Origin of the sequence: Pseudomonas sp. Irchel 3A5 (genome assembly GCF_900187575.1) — a bacterium.
In the GTDB taxonomy this organism is placed as follows: domain Bacteria; phylum Pseudomonadota; class Gammaproteobacteria; order Pseudomonadales; family Pseudomonadaceae; genus Aquipseudomonas; species Aquipseudomonas folii.
In genome coordinates, this window is sequence record NZ_FYDU01000008.1 from 124,485 (window position 1) to 141,344 (window position 16,860).

At 57.1% G+C, this 16,860-nt stretch carries 17 protein-coding genes and 1 other RNA gene; 4 read left to right on the top strand and 14 right to left on the bottom strand.

The annotated features are described in order from the left end of the window. The 9 genes from mraY to rsmI all read right to left on the bottom strand — a co-directional run bounded on the left by mraY (window position 1) and on the right by rsmI (window position 8,940). Entirely contained in the window at window positions 1-1,083 is a 1,083-nt protein-coding gene (gene mraY, locus CKW31_RS14945) for a phospho-N-acetylmuramoyl-pentapeptide-transferase (protein WP_027900240.1), read from the bottom strand. After that, on the bottom strand, window positions 1,083-2,453 hold the full coding sequence (murF, locus tag CKW31_RS14950) for a UDP-N-acetylmuramoyl-tripeptide--D-alanyl-D-alanine ligase (RefSeq protein WP_095096355.1): 1,371 nt from the start codon (window positions 2,451-2,453) through the stop codon (window positions 1,083-1,085). The genes mraY and murF overlap by 1 nt, the downstream gene beginning before the upstream one ends. Further along, a complete protein-coding gene (locus CKW31_RS14955) occupies window positions 2,446-3,909 on the bottom strand; it encodes a UDP-N-acetylmuramoyl-L-alanyl-D-glutamate--2,6-diaminopimelate ligase (protein ID WP_095096358.1) in 1,464 nt (487 codons plus the stop codon). The genes murF and CKW31_RS14955 overlap by 8 nt, the downstream gene beginning before the upstream one ends. After that, window positions 3,909-5,645, bottom strand: a complete 1,737-nt coding sequence (locus tag CKW31_RS14960; protein WP_095096361.1) for a penicillin-binding protein 2 — start codon at window positions 5,643-5,645, stop codon at window positions 3,909-3,911. Before CKW31_RS14960 ends, CKW31_RS14955 begins: the two co-directional genes overlap by 1 nt. Beyond that, window positions 5,642-5,935: a cell division protein FtsL gene (ftsL, locus tag CKW31_RS14965; protein WP_087264853.1), complete on the bottom strand. Its 294-nt coding sequence runs from the start codon at window positions 5,933-5,935 to the stop codon at window positions 5,642-5,644. Before ftsL ends, CKW31_RS14960 begins: the two co-directional genes overlap by 4 nt. Further along, a complete protein-coding gene (rsmH, locus tag CKW31_RS14970) occupies window positions 5,932-6,873 on the bottom strand; it encodes a 16S rRNA (cytosine(1402)-N(4))-methyltransferase RsmH (RefSeq protein ID WP_095096364.1) in 942 nt (313 codons plus the stop codon). Before rsmH ends, ftsL begins: the two co-directional genes overlap by 4 nt. Window positions 6,874-6,875: 2 nt before the next feature. Further along, window positions 6,876-7,331, bottom strand: coding sequence for a division/cell wall cluster transcriptional repressor MraZ (gene mraZ / locus CKW31_RS14975; RefSeq protein ID WP_004881513.1), 456 nt, complete (start codon window positions 7,329-7,331; stop codon window positions 6,876-6,878). 305 nt (window positions 7,332-7,636) lie between these two features. Further along, an RNA gene (rnpB, locus tag CKW31_RS14980) (RNase P RNA component class A) lies at window positions 7,637-7,995 on the bottom strand. A 72-nt stretch (window positions 7,996-8,067) separates the two neighbouring features. Beyond that, the gene (rsmI, locus tag CKW31_RS14985; protein WP_095096367.1) at window positions 8,068-8,940 is read right to left on the bottom strand and encodes a 16S rRNA (cytidine(1402)-2'-O)-methyltransferase; all 873 of its coding nucleotides are present in this window, start codon (window positions 8,938-8,940) and stop codon (window positions 8,068-8,070) included. 284 nt (window positions 8,941-9,224) lie between these two features. On the opposite strand from rsmI, the gene CKW31_RS14990 reads away from it, so the two are divergent. The 4 genes from CKW31_RS14990 to CKW31_RS15005 all read left to right on the top strand — a co-directional run bounded on the left by CKW31_RS14990 (window position 9,225) and on the right by CKW31_RS15005 (window position 12,757). After that, entirely contained in the window at window positions 9,225-11,039 is a 1,815-nt protein-coding gene (locus CKW31_RS14990; protein WP_095096370.1) for a penicillin-binding protein activator, read from the top strand. Next, window positions 11,040-11,411, top strand: coding sequence for a YraN family protein (locus CKW31_RS14995; RefSeq protein ID WP_095096373.1), 372 nt, complete (start codon window positions 11,040-11,042; stop codon window positions 11,409-11,411). It begins immediately after the preceding gene. A 177-nt stretch (window positions 11,412-11,588) separates the two neighbouring features. Next, a complete protein-coding gene (locus CKW31_RS15000) occupies window positions 11,589-12,182 on the top strand; it encodes a phosphoheptose isomerase (protein WP_027900231.1) in 594 nt (197 codons plus the stop codon). Then, the gene (locus CKW31_RS15005; RefSeq protein WP_087264859.1) at window positions 12,179-12,757 is read left to right on the top strand and encodes a BON domain-containing protein; all 579 of its coding nucleotides are present in this window, start codon (window positions 12,179-12,181) and stop codon (window positions 12,755-12,757) included. The genes CKW31_RS15000 and CKW31_RS15005 overlap by 4 nt, the downstream gene beginning before the upstream one ends. Before the next feature lie 67 nt (window positions 12,758-12,824). Here the strand turns inward: CKW31_RS15005 and CKW31_RS15010 are convergent, their stop codons facing one another. From CKW31_RS15010 to petA, 5 genes are all read right to left on the bottom strand, one after another. Beyond that, window positions 12,825-13,238: a ClpXP protease specificity-enhancing factor gene (locus tag CKW31_RS15010; RefSeq protein WP_095096375.1), complete on the bottom strand. Its 414-nt coding sequence runs from the start codon at window positions 13,236-13,238 to the stop codon at window positions 12,825-12,827. Between the two features lie 17 nt (window positions 13,239-13,255). Further along, entirely contained in the window at window positions 13,256-13,873 is a 618-nt protein-coding gene (locus tag CKW31_RS15015; RefSeq protein WP_095096378.1) for a glutathione S-transferase N-terminal domain-containing protein, read from the bottom strand. Window positions 13,874-14,098: 225 nt separating this feature from the next. Beyond that, window positions 14,099-14,881: a cytochrome c1 gene (locus CKW31_RS15020; RefSeq protein ID WP_095096381.1), complete on the bottom strand. Its 783-nt coding sequence runs from the start codon at window positions 14,879-14,881 to the stop codon at window positions 14,099-14,101. Continuing rightward, entirely contained in the window at window positions 14,881-16,092 is a 1,212-nt protein-coding gene (locus CKW31_RS15025; RefSeq protein ID WP_095096384.1) for a cytochrome bc complex cytochrome b subunit, read from the bottom strand. Before CKW31_RS15025 ends, CKW31_RS15020 begins: the two co-directional genes overlap by 1 nt. Continuing rightward, on the bottom strand, window positions 16,092-16,685 hold the full coding sequence (gene petA, locus CKW31_RS15030; RefSeq protein ID WP_095096387.1) for a ubiquinol-cytochrome c reductase iron-sulfur subunit: 594 nt from the start codon (window positions 16,683-16,685) through the stop codon (window positions 16,092-16,094). Before petA ends, CKW31_RS15025 begins: the two co-directional genes overlap by 1 nt. Window positions 16,686-16,860: the final 175 nt, after the last annotated feature.

Below are 16,860 nucleotides of genomic sequence, written 5' to 3' on the forward strand. Positions count from 1 at the left end.
CTACCTCAGTTTCAGCGTGGCGAGGCCGATCAACACGAGAATCACGGTAATGATCCAGAAACGGACGATCACACGCGGCTCGGGCCAGCCCTTGAGTTCAAAGTGGTGGTGGATCGGTGCCATGCGGAAAACCCGGCGGCCGGTCAATTTAAAGGATGCAACCTGAATGACGACTGACAGGGTTTCCATCACGAACACGCCGCCCATGATGAACAGGACGATTTCCTGACGAACGATGACGGCAATAGTGCCCAGCGCTGCACCGAGTGCCAGCGCGCCTACATCGCCCATGAAAACCTGGGCCGGGTAGGTGTTGAACCAGAGAAAACCAAGCCCGGCACCGATCAATGCCCCGCAGAACACAATCAACTCGCCTGCGCCCGGCACATAAGGAATCAGCAGGTACTCGGCGAACTTCACGTTACCCGACAGGTAGCAGAAGATGCCCAGAGCGCCGCCGACGAGCACGGTTGGCAGAATCGCCAGACCGTCCAGACCGTCGGTCAGGTTGACCGCGTTGCTGGAGCCCACGATCACGAAATAGGTCAGCACGATAAAACCGATGCCCAGCGCAATACTGGCGTCTTTGAACATCGGAATGATCAGCGTGGTTTCTACCGCTGAAGGCGCGGTTACATAGAGGAAAATCGCCGCGCACAAGCCAAACACCGACTGCCAGAAATACTTCCAGCGGCTCGGCAGGCCTTTCGAGTTCTTTTCGATAACTTTGCGGTAATCGTCCACCCAGCCAATGCCGCCGAACAACAAGGTCACCAGCAGCACCACCCAGACATAGCGATTGCTCAGGTCAGCCCAGAGCAAGGTGCTGATGCCGATGGAAGAAAGAATCAACGCCCCGCCCATGGTCGGCGTACCGGATTTGGACAGGTGAGACTGTGGCCCGTCATTACGAACGGATTGACCGATCTGGCGCATCTGCAATGCACGGATCATCCATGGGCCCAGGCACAGCGAGAGCGACAATGCGGTGAGCACGCCGAGAATCCCGCGCAGGGTCAGGTATTGGAAGACCGCGAAGCCTTTGTGGAACTGTTGCAGAAACTCGGCCAGCAGCAGCAGCATTAATGTGTCTCCAGGCTAGAACCGCAGAGAGCAGCAACGACGTTTTCCATCGCAGCGCTCCGCGAGCCCTTGATCAAAATAGTGGTTTGAGGATCCTGTTCGGCGCCCAGCGCAGCGATCAGGTCAGTCTGATTGGCAAAATGCCGCGCATGCTCGCCGAAGGCACTGACAGCGTGGGCCATCAATGGACCAACGGCATACAGCGCCGAGACCTTGCCAGAGGCATAGGCACCGACGTCGCGATGACCTTGTTCGGCCCAATCGCCCAACTCGCCGATGTCACCGAGGACCAGCACGGTACGGCCGGAGAAACCGGTGAGGATGTCTACGGCAGCATTGATGGAGCTCGGATTCGCGTTGTAGGTGTCATCGATGACCCGCACACCATTGATCCCGATTTGCGCAACAGTGCGGCCTTTGACCGGCTGCACAGCATTGAGCCCGGCAACGATGCCGCTCAGATCGACACCCATCGCATGACCCGCAGCGGCTGCAGCCAACGCATTGGCCACATTATGCGTACCCAGCAGATTGAGCTGCACCGGCGCAGAGCCCAGTGGGCTGTTCAACAGGAAGCCAGGGCAACCCCGGGCATCAAGGCTCAGTTCCTGAGCATGAAAATCGGCGCTTTGATCGGCAATCGCGAAGCTCACGATCCGGCGATCACCTGCACGGGCTGCCCAGATCGGGAAAGCCTTGTCTTCTTTATTAAGAACGGCGACGCCAAAGCTATCGAGCCCTTCAAGGATTTCGCCTTTGGCTTCGACGATTTTGTCGGGTCCGCCAAACTCGCCGACGTGGGCAGTACCCGCATTGGTAATCAGCGCTACGTGAGGCTTGGTCAGGCTGACAGTGAAAGCGATTTCACCCACACGAGACGCGCCCATTTCGATGACGGCAGCCGAGTACTCAGGCGCCAGTTCAAGGAGGGTCAGCGGAACGCCCAGCTCGTTGTTCAGGTTGCCACGGGTGGCCAGAACCGGACCGCGTGTGCGCATGACGCTGGCGAGCATTTCTTTAACAGTGGTTTTGCCGCTGGAACCGGTAATGGCTGCAACTGGCCTGTCGACAAACGCATTTCGATTGAGCGCACCCAACTGGGCGAGCGCCTTGCGGGAATCGAGCACCACCAGTTGCGGCAATACGGCGCCCGGGATTTCGTGCTCGACCAATGCACCTACCGCGCCTTTGGCTGCAACTTGATCGAGGTAGTCATGACCGTCAAAACGAGGGCCGGTCAGCGCTACGAACAGCTGACCTGGACTAATAGCGCGGCTGTCGATGCTCACGCCATCGAATGTACGGTCATCGCCCACAAGACGCGCATCAAGCACCGTGGTCAATTCACTGAGAGATAGCGGCTTAAGCATTCGTCACCTCCCACGCGTCCAACGCCTTGGCCGCTTCTTCCAGGTCGGAGAATGGCTGGCGCTGACCGTTGATTTCCTGATAGTCCTCGTGGCCTTTGCCTGCGAGCACGATTACATCACTGGCCGCGGCACTGGCGATCATTTCGGCAATTGCCTGACCACGGCCTTCAACGAAACGAACGTTGTGCGCGGCGCTGAAACCTTGACGAATGTCGTCGAATATCTGCGCTGGCGCTTCAGTGCGAGGGTTGTCATCAGTGACAAGGACACCATCAGCCAGACGCTCAACGACTTCAGCCATCAGCGGACGCTTGCCGCGATCACGATCACCACCGCAGCCGAACAGGCACAGCAAGCGACCTTTGGCGTGCGGACGCAAAGCGGTCAGCACTTTTTCCAGAGCATCCGGGGTGTGGGCATAATCGACCACCACCAGCGGCTTCTCACCGCCACCCAGACGCTGCATGCGCCCTACCGGGCCTTCCAGCTTTGGCAGGACCTTGAGAATTTCGTCCAGGGCGTAATCCAGCCCCAGCAATGCGCCCACTGCGCCAAGCACGTTGCTCAGGTTGAAACGGCCCAGCAGACTGCTGCGCAACAGGTGTTGACCTTGCGGCGTGACCAGTGTGGCGCGAACACCTTCATCATCGAATTTTGCATCGCGGCAATACAGATAAGCCCTGGAGTCTTCCAGGCTATAAGTAATGAGCCGAGACTCGCGCTTTTCAGCCGCCAGCGTGCGACCGAAGTCATCGTCGATATTAATCACGCGACAACGCAGATCGGACCAGGCGAACAGCTTGGCCTTGGCCGCTCCGTAAGCTTCCATGGTGCCGTGGTAGTCCAGATGGTCACGGGACAAATTGGTGAGCACTGCAACATCAAAGGCCAACGCGGTTGCGCGGCCTTGATCCAGACCGTGGGAAGACACTTCCATTGCCACTGCACGCGCACCGGCTTTTCTCAGATCCGAAAGCGTTGCCTGCACTGCGATAGGGTCTGGCGTGGTGTGCCGACCGCTCTGCAATGAACCGTAAAAACCAGTGCCCAAAGTGCCGACGATGCCGCAATGCTGACCCAGCAGGTCCATTGCTTGCGCGACCAATTGGGTGACGCTGGTTTTACCGTTGGTGCCGGTTACGCCAACCAGATTCAGGCTGCGACTCGGATCACCATAAAAACGCCCGGCGATATCCGACAACTGCGCAGCCAGGCCTTTGACCGGGATCAGCGGTACGTCGGTGATCGGCAGCACTTTCGCGCCTTCAACTTCATAAGCTACGGCCGCAGCGCCACGTTTCAATGCATCGGCGATGTGATCGCGACCATCGAAGTTGCCACCGGGAACCGCAAGAAACAGGTCGCCACCGCGGACGTTACGGCTGTCCAGCGTCAACTCGCGAATCATCAGATCGCTGGAGGCATGGGCGAAAATCTTGTTCAGGCTGGACGACATCAACCACGCCCTCCTTTAACGACTGGAGCTGCATTGACCTGCTCGGCGGGAATCGGAGCGAGGTTGTCAGGTGTCACGTTCATCAGACGCAGGGTGCCGGACATGACCTTGCTGAACACAGGTGCCGATACCAGACCGCCGTAGTAGCCGCCCTTGCTTGGCTCATCAATGACCACAACCACGGCGTAGCGTGGGTTGCTCATCGGACCGAAGCCCGCGAACAGCGAGCGATAGGAGTTTTCGGCGTAGCCCTTGGTGCCAACCGAGGTTTTACGTGCCGTACCACTCTTGCCTGCCACGTGATACGAAGGAACGCGTGCGCGATAAACACCACGAGAATCTTCAATCACGGCCTGCAGCATGGTTTGCAGGGTCTTGGCGGTCTGCTCCGGAATTGCCTGAGTTGCCACCGGCGGTTTGTCGCTTTTCAGAATGGTCAACGGCACGATGCGGCCGTTGTTAGCGATGGCCGCATAGGCGTGCACCAGTTGCAGCGCCGTCACGGATAAACCGTAGCCGTAAGATAGCGTTGCAGTTTCCGCCTTGCGCCACTCACGATAATTCGGCAAGTTACCGACACGTTCACCCGGGAAGCCCAGACCGGTGTACTGCCCCAGACCGACGCGCTGCATGGCCTGGAAGATCGCTTCGCCACCCACATCGAACGCGACCTTGCTCATGCCGACGTTACTGGAGTTGATCAGAATGCCGGTCAAGTCGAGAACCGGGCCTTCGGTTTTGGTCACGTCGCGGATCGTGTATTTGCCGATCTGCAACGTGCCTGGATAAACCTCAACCTTGTCAGTAGGTTTCCAGCGACCACTGTCCAGCGCGGCGGTCATGGAGATCGGTTTCATGGTCGAACCAGGCTCGAACACGTCAATGATCGCCCGGTTACGCATGGCTGCTGGAACCATGGTGCGACGGTTGTTCGGGTTGTAAGTCGGGGAGTTGACCATGGCCAACACTTCGCCGGTCTTCACGTCCATGATCACCATGCTGCCTGCCTTGGCTTCGTTCTCGACAATTGCGTTACGCAGCTCGCGAGTGGCCAGGTATTGCAGACGCAGATCAATAGACAACGCCACGGTCTTTCCAGCCTTGGCGTTTTTGGTGACCTGAACGTCTTTGATGAGTCGTCCGCGCCTGTCCTTGATGACCTGCCGTTTGCCTGGCACACCAGCGAGCCAGTCGTCGTAGGCCAGCTCAACGCCTTCGCGACCGTGGTCGTCAAGGTCAGTAAAGCCAACCATGTGGGCGGTCACGTCGCCTGCCGGGTAAAAGCGGCGGAACTCTTCAATGCCGTAAACGCCTGGCACTTTCAGATCAAGCACAGCCTGACCATGCTCAGGCGTCAGGCCGCGAACCAGATAGATGAATTCTTTACCGGCCTGGGCGTCGAGCCGCTCGGTCAGCGCCTTGGGATCCTGCCCCAATGCAGTCGCCAGAACAGCCCACTTGCTCTTGTCCAGCTGCATTTCTTTCGGGTTGGCCCACAGGGTCGTTACCGGTGTACTGACAGCCAAAGGCTCGCCATTACGATCGGTGATCAAGCCACGGTGTGCCGGAATAGGAATATGCCGAAGACTGCGCGCGTCACCCTGCTCCTTGAGGAACGTGTGATCAACCACTTGCAGGTCGATGATGCGCCAGCAGATAGCCGCGACCAGTGCCAGCAACAGGCCGACAACAACGCGAAAGCGCCATGGATAAAGTGCGCCGTCGAGCTTCATCATGGCGCCACCATCCGCACTTCAGCAGCGCTCGGGATGCGCATCTTCAGTTGTTCAGTGGCCAGGGTTTCGATGCGGCTATGGGCGGTCCAGGTGCTCTGTTCGAGAATCAGACGACCCCATTCAGCCTGCGCCTTGTCACGAATGCTCAGCTCGGAGTAAAGCGAGTTGAGCAACTGACGGTTCCAGTGAGCGCTGTAGGAAACACCGATGGCCGAAACGAGGACGGCAAGGAACAGCAGCAGCATGAAGAAGCTGCCGCCTGGCAAAGGCTTGAGGAACAGACGGCTCACCTGAGCTTCTCCGCGACACGCATGACAGCGCTGCGCGAGCGTGGATTGGCTTTGGTTTCTTCGTCCGAGGCGAATTGAGCTTTGCCGATGAGTTTGATCTTGGGCTCGAAGGCCTTGTACTGGATCGGCAGGTTGCGCGGCATGTTATCCGCTTCACCCTTGACGAGTTTGCGCATGAACAGCTTGACGATGCGGTCTTCAAGGGAATGGAAGCTGATGACAACCAGACGCCCGCCTACTTCCAGCGCGTCAAGCGCAGCGTCAAGACCCGCTTCCAGATCGCCCAACTCGTTATTGACGTGAATGCGCAAGCCCTGGAAAGCACGAGTGGCGGGGTTCTTGCCTTTTTCCCAGGCAGGATTGGCGACCTTGAGCACCTCGGCCAGATCTGCCGTGCGCTCGAAAGGCTGCACTTCACGGCGGGCAACCACGGCACCGGCCATACGCTTGGCGAAACGCTCTTCGCCGTATTCCTTGAACACGCGGGCAATTTCTTCGACGGGTGCGGTGGCGATGAACTCCGCAGCACTGACGCCACGGGTCGGGTCCATACGCATGTCCAGCGGACCATCATTCATGAAGCTGAAGCCGCGCTCCGGGTCATCAAGCTGCGGCGAGGAGACGCCAAGGTCCAGCAGAATTCCGCTGACCTTGCCCGCAATGCCGCGTGCTTGAGCCTCCGAGCCCAATTCAGCGAAGCTGCGCTGCACAATGACAAAGCGGCCGTCTTCGGCCGCTAGCGCTTGCCCGGTGGCAATTGCTTGAGGATCTTTGTCGAACCCGAGCAATCGGCCATCAGGGCCAAGCTTCTGCAGTACGAGTCGACTATGCCCACCGCGCCCGAATGTGCCATCCATATAGCAGCCATCAGCACGCACCGCGAGAGCCTCTACGGCTTCGTCGAGCAGTACGGTGATGTGGGTAAAGCCGCTATTCATAGTCACAGGATCAGATCACGTAATTCATCAGGCATCGCGCCCGGTTGTTGAATGGCCGCCAGATCCGCATCAGCAAGAGCGTTCCAGGCGTCCTCGTCCCACAGTTGAAACTTGTTGAGCTGGCCCACTAACATCACGCGTTTATCCAACTTGGCATATTCACGGAGGCGCGGCGGAACCAGAAAACGCCCGCTGCCATCCAGCTCCAGATCAACCGCATTACCGATCAGCAAACGCTGCAGGCGGCGGTTTTCTTCGCGGAAGGTTGCAAGCTCACGCAATTTCGCCTCAATCAGCTCCCATTCGGAGAGCGGATAAAGGCATAAGCAAGGGTCAACGGCGTCAATGGTCACGATCAATTGCCCGGCGCTACGCGAATCCAACTCGTCACGGTACCGGCTCGGCATAGCGAGACGGCCCTTTGCGTCGAGATTGATAGCGTTTGCACCACGAAACACAGGCGCTTTCTCCGAATTCTAACTTTTTGCGTTAAAAAAACCCACTTCGCGCCACTTTCTGCCACTTGCGCACACTATAGGAACCCGCCCACCACACAGTCAAGGCACGGTCTTAAGGAAAACCCTTACATAACTGGGATTTAGGAGCGATATCGGACGGTTAGCGCGAATTTCAGGAGGGGTCTTACGGAAAATTCCGACACAGCTCAAAACGCTGCAGCGCGAACTTAAAGTGATTTGTGAGGTTTAAGATTTTTTTGATATTACGGAGGGGGCAATGCTGTTGAAACGAGAGGGGAAAAAAGGTGGAGAGTCGATCTGTAAGCCGGGTTCTGTCGAGGACAGTCATTCCTCTACGACGGCCATCACTGGACGTCTTTAGCAACCTACCCGGTTCCAGCGCGGGCCACGCCTAGGAACCCTATTTGGTCTTGCTCCGAGTGGGGTTTACCTTGACCACGAACTGTTGCCAGACGCGCGGTGCGCTCTTACCGCACCTTTTCACCCTTACCGGCGCCGAAGCGCTTAGGCGGTTATTTTCTGTGGCACTTTCCGTAGGCTCACGCCTCCCAGGCGTTACCTGGCACTCCGCCCTATGGAGCCCGGACTTTCCTCCCCCCCTTAATTGCGAACAATAAGAGGCAGCGACTGTCCAATCGACTCTCCGCCGACAAGGTTAGCGGCACAGCCCCCTCAGAACAAGCTTTAATACGCCGCAGACTCTCAGCTCAGGGATTTATTCGCCCTTTTGCTTGTCCAGAGCCACTTGATAAAGCAGATTTTTACGCACGCCGGTAATCTCTGCCGCCAGGGCTGCAGCACGCTTGAGCGGCATTTCTCCAAGCAGCAAATCCAGAATCCGTCGTGCTTCGCTACCAATGACGTCTTCATCTTCAGGCTCGGTCCAGCCCGCCACCAACACCACACACTCGCCGCGCTGCTGGTTGCTGTCGCTTTCGACGAACTCACGCAGCTCAGAGAGCGGCAACCCTTTGAGGGTTTCGAAGGTTTTGGTCAACTCACGCGCCAGCAATGCAGGACGCTGAGCACCGAATACAAGCTCCAGATCCTGCAAGCATTCGAGAATACGATGCGGCGCTTCATAGAAGATCAGTGTCCGTGGTTCTTCCTTGAGCAACTCCAGGCGAGCGCGACGACCTACAGCCTTGGCCGGCAAGAAGCCCTCAAAGATAAAGCGGTCAGATGGCAAACCGGCTGCTGAAAGCGCAGCGATCAATGCGCATGCGCCTGGCACCGGAACCACCGCAATACCCGCCGCGCGAGCCTGACGCACCAAGTGATATCCCGGATCAGAGATCAGTGGCGTGCCCGCATCGGAGATCAGCGCAACGTCATCGCCCGCCAGCAAACGAGTGATAAACCGACTGCCTTCTTCGCGCTCGTTATGCTCGTGACACGCAGCCAGAGGCGTAGGGATGCCGAAATGCTGCATCAATCGTGACGAGTGACGCGTATCCTCGGCGGCGATCAGCGCCACCTCACGCAAAACCTTCAATGCACGCACGCTCATGTCATCCAGATTGCCGATTGGCGTGGCCACTACATAAAGCGAGCCCGCGGCGGAATTCAAAGCAACTGGAGCAGTCAAAGCGCAGACCTCATGATTTGTTACCCTTAAGGGTGAAGGTCATCATTGTACAGACTACGACCGCGACCAATGACTCGCAGACTCAAGGAAGACCTGAAAAAAGGGAGGAAAAGTCATGATTGGCGCCCGATACCTGCCAGCGCAACACCTCGTAACCGCCGTATTACCCCGCGTAATCAGGCAATGCGACTTATATCACTGCTTTAAATGTTAACGACGTCGCACCCATGCCAGTGCTTGGGTACAATTCCCCGCTAATTTGCTCGAGTATCAGGAACATACACATGATCGCTTGCCTGCGGCTGTTCTCTGCCCTCTGCCTTGCTGCCCTGTTGGCGGCTTGCGCCAGCTCGCCTTCGTCCAGCCTTGGCGAACTTCCACGCACCCCTGACGCCAGCATCGAGCAGTTACTCGATCAGGCAGTCGCCGCGAAAACCCCGGAACAGGCCTCCCTGCTCCGACTCAGCGCCGCGGACCTGGCCAATCGGCAGAACAATCCCGGCCGCGCTGCGCAAATCCTCACGCAAGTGCAGATTGAATTGCTCAAGCCTGGTCAGCAGGTGTTTGCAGCCACCCTCGACGCTGAACTGGCGATGGGCCGCAATCAGCCAAAAGCAGCCCTGACGGCACTGAGCCATCCAAGCCTGCAACGCCTGAGCGAGCTGTCCGTTGAACAACAGATTCGGACCCACACCGTTCGCGCTCGCGCACTCGAAGCTGATGGCCAGATCCTCCCTGCAATCAGCGAGCGAGTCTTCGTGGGTCCATTGCTGCAAGGCAATGACCTGAGCGCCAACAACGAAGCTATCTGGAAACTCGTTGCGGCACTGCCTCCGGAGCAACTGCAAAGCAACGCGACAGATGACCTGGGCGGCTGGCTAAGCCTCGCGCGCAGCATCAAAGGCGCTGGCACACTGGAACAGCAGCAAGCAGCTATCGACACATGGAAAGCACAGAATCCAAAGCACCCCGCCGCTATCCAACTGCCCACGACACTGGCCCAACTGCGTGCACTGACCAGCGAACCGCTGACCAAAATCGCACTGCTGCTGCCACAGGAAGGTCCGCTCGCTGCGGTCGCAAAGGCACTGCGTGAAGGCTTCATGGCCGCGCATTATCAGGCGCAACAGGCCGGTCAGAATCCTCCAGCCATTCAGGTATTCGACAGCTCGCGCCTGACCTCGATGGACGAGTTTTACCGCGAAGCTCAAGCCGCAGGCGTGCAACTGGTTGTCGGCCCACTGGAAAAACCACTGGTCAAACAGCTGAGCACCCGCCCGCAACTGCCTATCACTACATTGGCGCTGAACTACAGTGACGCAGGCCCGGAAGGCCCGCAGCAACTGTTCCAGTTCGGTCTATCCGCTGAAGACGAAGCCCGCGAAGTAGCACGCCGTGCCTGGGCCGACGGCAAGCGCAGCGCTGTTGCGATGGTGCCTAAAGGTGAATGGGGCGACCGCGTTCTCGACGCTTTCCGTCAAAGCTGGCAAGCCAAAGGCGGTACGTTGATCGCGGCTGAACACGTTGACCAACCCGTTGCACTGGCGCAACAGGTTGCCGATCTGTTCCAGTTGCGCAACAGCGAAGGCCGCGCGCAACGCCTGCAGAGCACCGTAGGAACTCAAGTGGCTGCCCAACCGACACGTCGTCAGGACATTGACTTCATGTTCCTGGCCGCGACGCCGCAACAGGCGCAGCAGATCAAGCCAACCATGGTTTTCCAGTACGCAGGTGATGTTCCGGTCTATGCCACGTCGCACCTGTTCACAAACAGCAACGATCACGCGCAATACATGGACCTCAACGGCGTACGCTTCTGCGAAACCCCGTGGTTGCTCAATGCCAATGATCCGCTGCGTCAGCAGGTTGTTACCCAATGGCCACAAGCGTCTGGCAGCCTGGGCCGCCTCTACGCAATGGGCGTTGATGCCTATCGCCTCGCTCCGCGTCTGGGCCAGCTCAAAACCATGCCTGAAAGCCGTATCGACGGCCTGTCCGGCAGCTTGAGCATCAACCCGGCTCGCCGCGTGGAACGTCAATTGCCATGGGCCGAATTCGTTGACGGCAAGATTCAACGCCTGCCGGATACCGCTCAGTAAATGCCCGGCAACACCCGCCAGACTGCAGGGCGCGAGGCTGAAACCCGCGCCCTGCAGCATTTACAGCAGCAAGGTTTGCAGCTCATTGCACAAAACTGGTTATGCAAACGCGGCGAGCTTGATCTGGTCATGCTCGACGGGGATACAGTAGTATTCGTCGAAGTTCGCTACCGACGCCATTCGACATGGGGCGGAGCGCTGGAAAGCGTTGATTTTCGCAAGCAGCAAAAGCTCGTTCTGGCAGCACAATTGTTCCTGCAGAGCGACACACGATGGGCAGATGCTGCATGCCGTTTCGATGTGATAGCCATTGAGGGTGATCCCCGTGGCGGCCCGCCTTTGAACTGGATAAAGCATGCATTCGAGAGCTGATATCACGGGTATGCAGGCCATGCGGGCAGAACCCGGAACCGAAACGTCGACTCACGCAATACGCCACCCAACACAGATTTCGCTTTTCGCTCTGCGGGCTGTACCGCGTTGCGCCGAGGGCTTCCCCCTCCGTGTCAGCCGATCAGCCGCGATACGTTCTAATTAAGGTCACCCCAGATGGACATGCAATCCCGAATTCGCCAGCTTTTTCAGGCCAGCATCGACACCAAGCAGCAAGCAATGGAAGTCCTTGCCCCTCACATCGAGCAAGCCAGCCAGGTCATGGTCAATGCGCTGCTCAACGAGGGCAAAATGCTCGCGTGTGGCAACGGCGGTTCGGCTGGCGATGCTCAGCACTTTTCATCGGAGCTGCTCAACCGCTTCGAACGTGAGCGCCCTAGCCTGCCGGCCATTGCGCTGACAACCGACAGCTCGACGATCACCTCGATTGCCAACGACTACAGTTATAACGAGATCTTCTCCAAGCAGATCCGCGCACTGGGCCAGCCGGGCGATGTGCTGCTGGCCATATCCACCAGCGGCAACTCGGCGAACATAATTCAAGCGATCCAGGCCGCACATGACCGCGAAATGATTGTCGTAGCATTGACTGGACGTGACGGCGGCGGCATGGCCTCGCTGCTCCTGCCTGAAGACGTGGAAATCCGCGTACCGGCGAAAGTCACCGCACGAATTCAAGAAGTCCACCTGCTGGCGATTCATTGCTTGTGCGATTTGATCGACAGCCAACTGTTCGGGAGTGAAGAATGACCGTTAATCGTCTCAGCCTGCTGGCCCTGACCCTGTGCGTAAGCATCAGCGGATGCAGCTCGGTGCTGACTGCTACCCGCGACAACCCGATTGAAGACGATCGTGGGACGCGGACGTTCGGCAGCAAAATCGATGACTCGCTGATTGAAACCAAGGCAGCCGTGAACATCGCCAAGGCGAGCCCTGATCTGGATCAGAACTCGCACATCGTTGTCACCAGCTACAACGGCATTGTGCTGCTGGCTGGCCAGACTCCCCGTGCAGACCTCAAAGCCCTGGCCGAAAAAGAAGCCAGCGGCGTACAACGGGTGAAGAAGGTCAACAACGAGCTACAGGTTATGGCGCCTTCCTCTTTGCTGGCCCGCAACAATGACGCCTGGCTGACCACCAAGATCAAAAGCCAGATGCTGACCGACAGTGCAATCCCCGGCTCGCGCATCAAAGTCGTGACCGAGAACGGCATCGTCTTTCTGCTAGGCCTGGTGACGCAGCAGGAAGCTACGCGTGCAACCAATCTGGTACAGAGCGTTTCCGGCGTGCAGAAGATCGTGAAGCTGTTCGAGTACATCGACTGACTTCCACTTCATGCACATGAAAAAGGCGACCCTGAGGTCGCCTTTTTTGTTACGCGTGTGAAGCTTATTACTTGACCACTTTAAGACTCGGCCGACCGCTCGGACGCGGTGGCTCGGTATCCGGTGGTGGAAGATCATCATCCCCATCGATGGTGTCATCATCCTCGAAAGGAGGCTCCAGATCGAAAACCATACCCTGGCCATTCTCCCGGGCATAAATGCCCAGAATCGCCCCTACAGGGACGTACAGGGTATGCGGGACACCGCCAAAGCGGCCTTCAAAACTGACTGCATCGTTGTCCATGTGCAAATGACGCACAGCAGACGGAGAAACGTTCAGGACAATCTGCCCATCGTTGGCAAACCCTTGCGGGACCTGCACCGACGGATATTCCGCATTGACCAGCATATGCGGGGTGCAATCGTTATCGACGATCCACTCATAGAGAGCACGAATCAGATAAGGGCGACTGGAGTTCATCAACGGCTCCTTAGGCCTTAGCGCATGTCACGTTCGGCAGCAGACAGACTTGCCTGGAATGCCTCACGCGCAAACTGGCGCTCCATATAATCAAGCAACGGCTTGGCAGGCCGCGGCAATTCGATACCCAAAACAGGCAAACGCCAGAGTATGGGCAATAGACAGCAGTCAACCAGACTTTGCTCGTCACTGAGGAAAAAAGCTTTCTCGGCAAACAATGGCGAAACGCCGGTCAGACTTTCACGCAGCTCCTTGCGAGCTACCGCACGAGCAGATTCCTTGCTGCGCGGATCCAGAATCAGGTCCACCTGAGCGCACCAGTCGCGCTGAATCCGGTGGATCAGCAGGCGGCTATTGGCGCGTGCGACCGGATAGACCGGCAGCAACGGCGGGTGCGGATAACGCTCATCCAGATATTCCATCACCACAGTCGACTCGTACAACGCCAGATCACGATCGACCAGGGTGGGTACGCTGCCGTATGGATTCACCTCGATCAACTTGGGCGGGTGGGTGCCCGTCACAACATCAATGATCTCGGCGCTGACACCTTTCTCGGCGAGCACGATGCGCACGCGGTGGGAATAGTGGTCGGCGGGGTCGGAGTAACAGGCCAACCGGTTGGTCACGCCCATGGCGATCCTCCTCGCTTGTTGAATTTATCGAATACACAAAAACGGACGCGCCCTCGGACGCCTCCGACAACAACCGCATTGAGGCAGTGGTCATCGCGGGCGACAAGATAGCTCATTTACGCGCAGTAAATTCTGCAATCTTGTCGTCACAACCACATTTGCCCTGCTTTTATTGCCTAAAAGAGACGCCCGAGGGCGCAAGTGTTACTTCAGCGTTACAAACAATCAGCGAATGTCCTTCCAGTATTCACGCTTGAGCAGATAAGCAAAGACAAAGAAGAAGGCCAGGTACAGCAACACATACGTCCCGATCCGCTGATGCTGGAGCTTCGTCGGGTTCGCCGAATAAGCGAGGAAGGTCACCAGATTCTTGATCTTTTCATCGAACTGTTCCGGACTCAGGCTGCCCGTATTGGGGACAATCGTCAGTTGATCGCATGCTTCGTGCGTCAGCGGTGCGCCCGTCAACGGGTCATACTGCTTCTTGCCCTCCTCGACCACCTGAATCTGCTTGCAGCCAATGATCTGACGTCCTTGCAAACCGGCCAGCACGTTGGGCATCCCGACATTCGGGAAGACGGTGTTGTTCACACCCCATGGACGTGCCGGATCCTCATAGAACGAGCGCAGGTAGCCATACAGCCAGTCTGTACCGCGCACCCGTGCCACCAGCGTCAGATCTGGCGGAGCAGCGCCGAACCAGGCCTTCGCGTCAGCTGATTGCATGCCGATATTCATGTGATCGCCGATCTTGGCGCCGGTAAACACCAGCTTCTCCAGCATGAGCTCATGAGGAATGCCCAAATCATCCGCAACACGCTCGTAACGCTGGAATTTAGCGCTATGACAGCCCATGCAGTAGTTGACGAACGTCCGCGCCCCATCCTGCATCGCGGCCTTGTCCGATACATCGATATCGATACTTTCCAGCTCTGGACCGCCGTGCTCGACTGCGAACGACAGCATTGGCAGAGCCGCAAGCATCAATACAGCAAATAGCTTTTTCATCAGCCAGTCACCCTTTCTGGAACCGGTTTGGTCTTCTCGAGCCGGGTATAGAACGGCATCAGAATGAAGTAGGCGAAGTACAGGAAGGTGCAGACCTGCGACAGCAATGTGCGTTCTGGCGTTGGAGCCAGGACACCCAACACACCGAGGATCACGAAAGACACACAGAACACCAGCAGCCAGATTTTGCTCAACCAGCCTTTGTAGCGCATTGATTTGACTGGACTGCGATCCAGCCATGGCAACACGAAGAGGACCGCGATGGCGGCGCCCATCGCCATGACTCCCATCAGCTTGTCTGGAACGGCACGCAGAATTGCGTAGAACGGTGTGAAGTACCAGACAGGTGCAATATGTTCGGGTGTCTTGAACGGGTTTGCCATCTCGAAATTAGGCTTTTCAAGGAAGTAGCCACCCATTTCAGGGAAGAAAAACACAATAAAACAGAACACAAACAGGAAGACGACAACCCCGACGATATCTTTCACGGTGTAATACGGGTGGAAAGGAATTCCATCCAGAGGAATGCCGTTTTCGTCTTTATACTTCTTGATATCGACGCCATCGGGGTTGTTCGATCCCACTTCATGCAACGCCAGAATATGCAGAACGACCAAGCCCAGGACCACGATCGGCAGCGCAACCACATGGAGCGCAAAAAAGCGGTTGAGTGTGATTCCTGAGATCAGGTAGTCACCGCGAATCCATTGCGTCAGGTCATCACCGATAACCGGAATGGCGCCGAACAGCGAGATGATCACCTGCGCACCCCAGTACGACATCTGCCCCCAGGGCAGCAAATACCCCATGAACGCCTCAGCCATCAGCGCCAGATAAATCAGCATGCCGAAGATCCACACCAGTTCACGAGGCTTTTGATATGAGCCATACAACAGGCCGCGGAACATGTGCATGTACACGACGATGAAGAATGCCGAAGCACCGGTGGAGTGCAGCAAACGCAAGATCGAGCCGTAAGGCACATCACGCATGATGCCTTCAACGGACGCAAACGCCTCCTCAGCCGTCGGCGTGTAGCTCATTGTGAGCCAGACCCCGGTCAGGATCTGATTGACCAGCACCAACAAGGCCAGAGAGCCGAAGAAGTAGAAGAAGTTGAAGTTTTTGGGCGCGTAATACTTGCTGAGGTGGTCTTCCCACATCTTGGTAGCGGGGAAGCGAGCATCAATCCAATCCATGAACTTGCTCATTACACGCTCTCCTGATCGACGCCAATGACGATAATGTTGTCCGACTCATAGAAATGCGGCGGCACTGGCAGATTCAAAGGTGCAGGTTGAGATTTATAGACGCGGCCAGCGAGGTCGTAATGTGAGCCGTGACAAGGGCAGAAGTAACCACCGACCCAATCCTTGCCCAGATCGACTGGCGCTACTTCAGGACGGTAAGTCGGGGAGCAACCCAAGTGGGTGCAGATACCAATCAACAGCAGGATTTCAGGTTTGATGGATCGTACAACAGGGTCAACGTAAGCAGGCTGGACTGAGCTCCTGGATTCCGGGTCTGACAACTGGCCAGTGATTTTGCCGAGGTTGCCCAATATCTCATCGGTTCTACGGACAATGAAAACCGGCTGACCGCGCCACTCGGCGATCATCTGCTGCCCTGCTTCGATCTTGCTGATGTTCACCTTTACCGGTGCGCCTGCGGCTTTCGCCTTGGCACTGGGAAACCATGACCCTACGAACGGGACCGCCGCCCCCACCGCTCCTGCTGCACCAACCACAGATGTGGCCGCCACGAGGAAGCGACGCCGGCCTGCATTCACGCCGTCATTGCTCATTCCGTCCTCTCCCATCAGCTATATGGCCTGTTCGATCAGGCGTCTAATTTAAAAATCCATGTATCTAAATTTTGCCGGATGGTAGATAAAAACCCTTCAAACCACAAGGGAATTACTTTTCACTAAAAGCCGAAAGCCTTGTAATACGGGGCCTGCGTCAAATGAGTCATGTTGT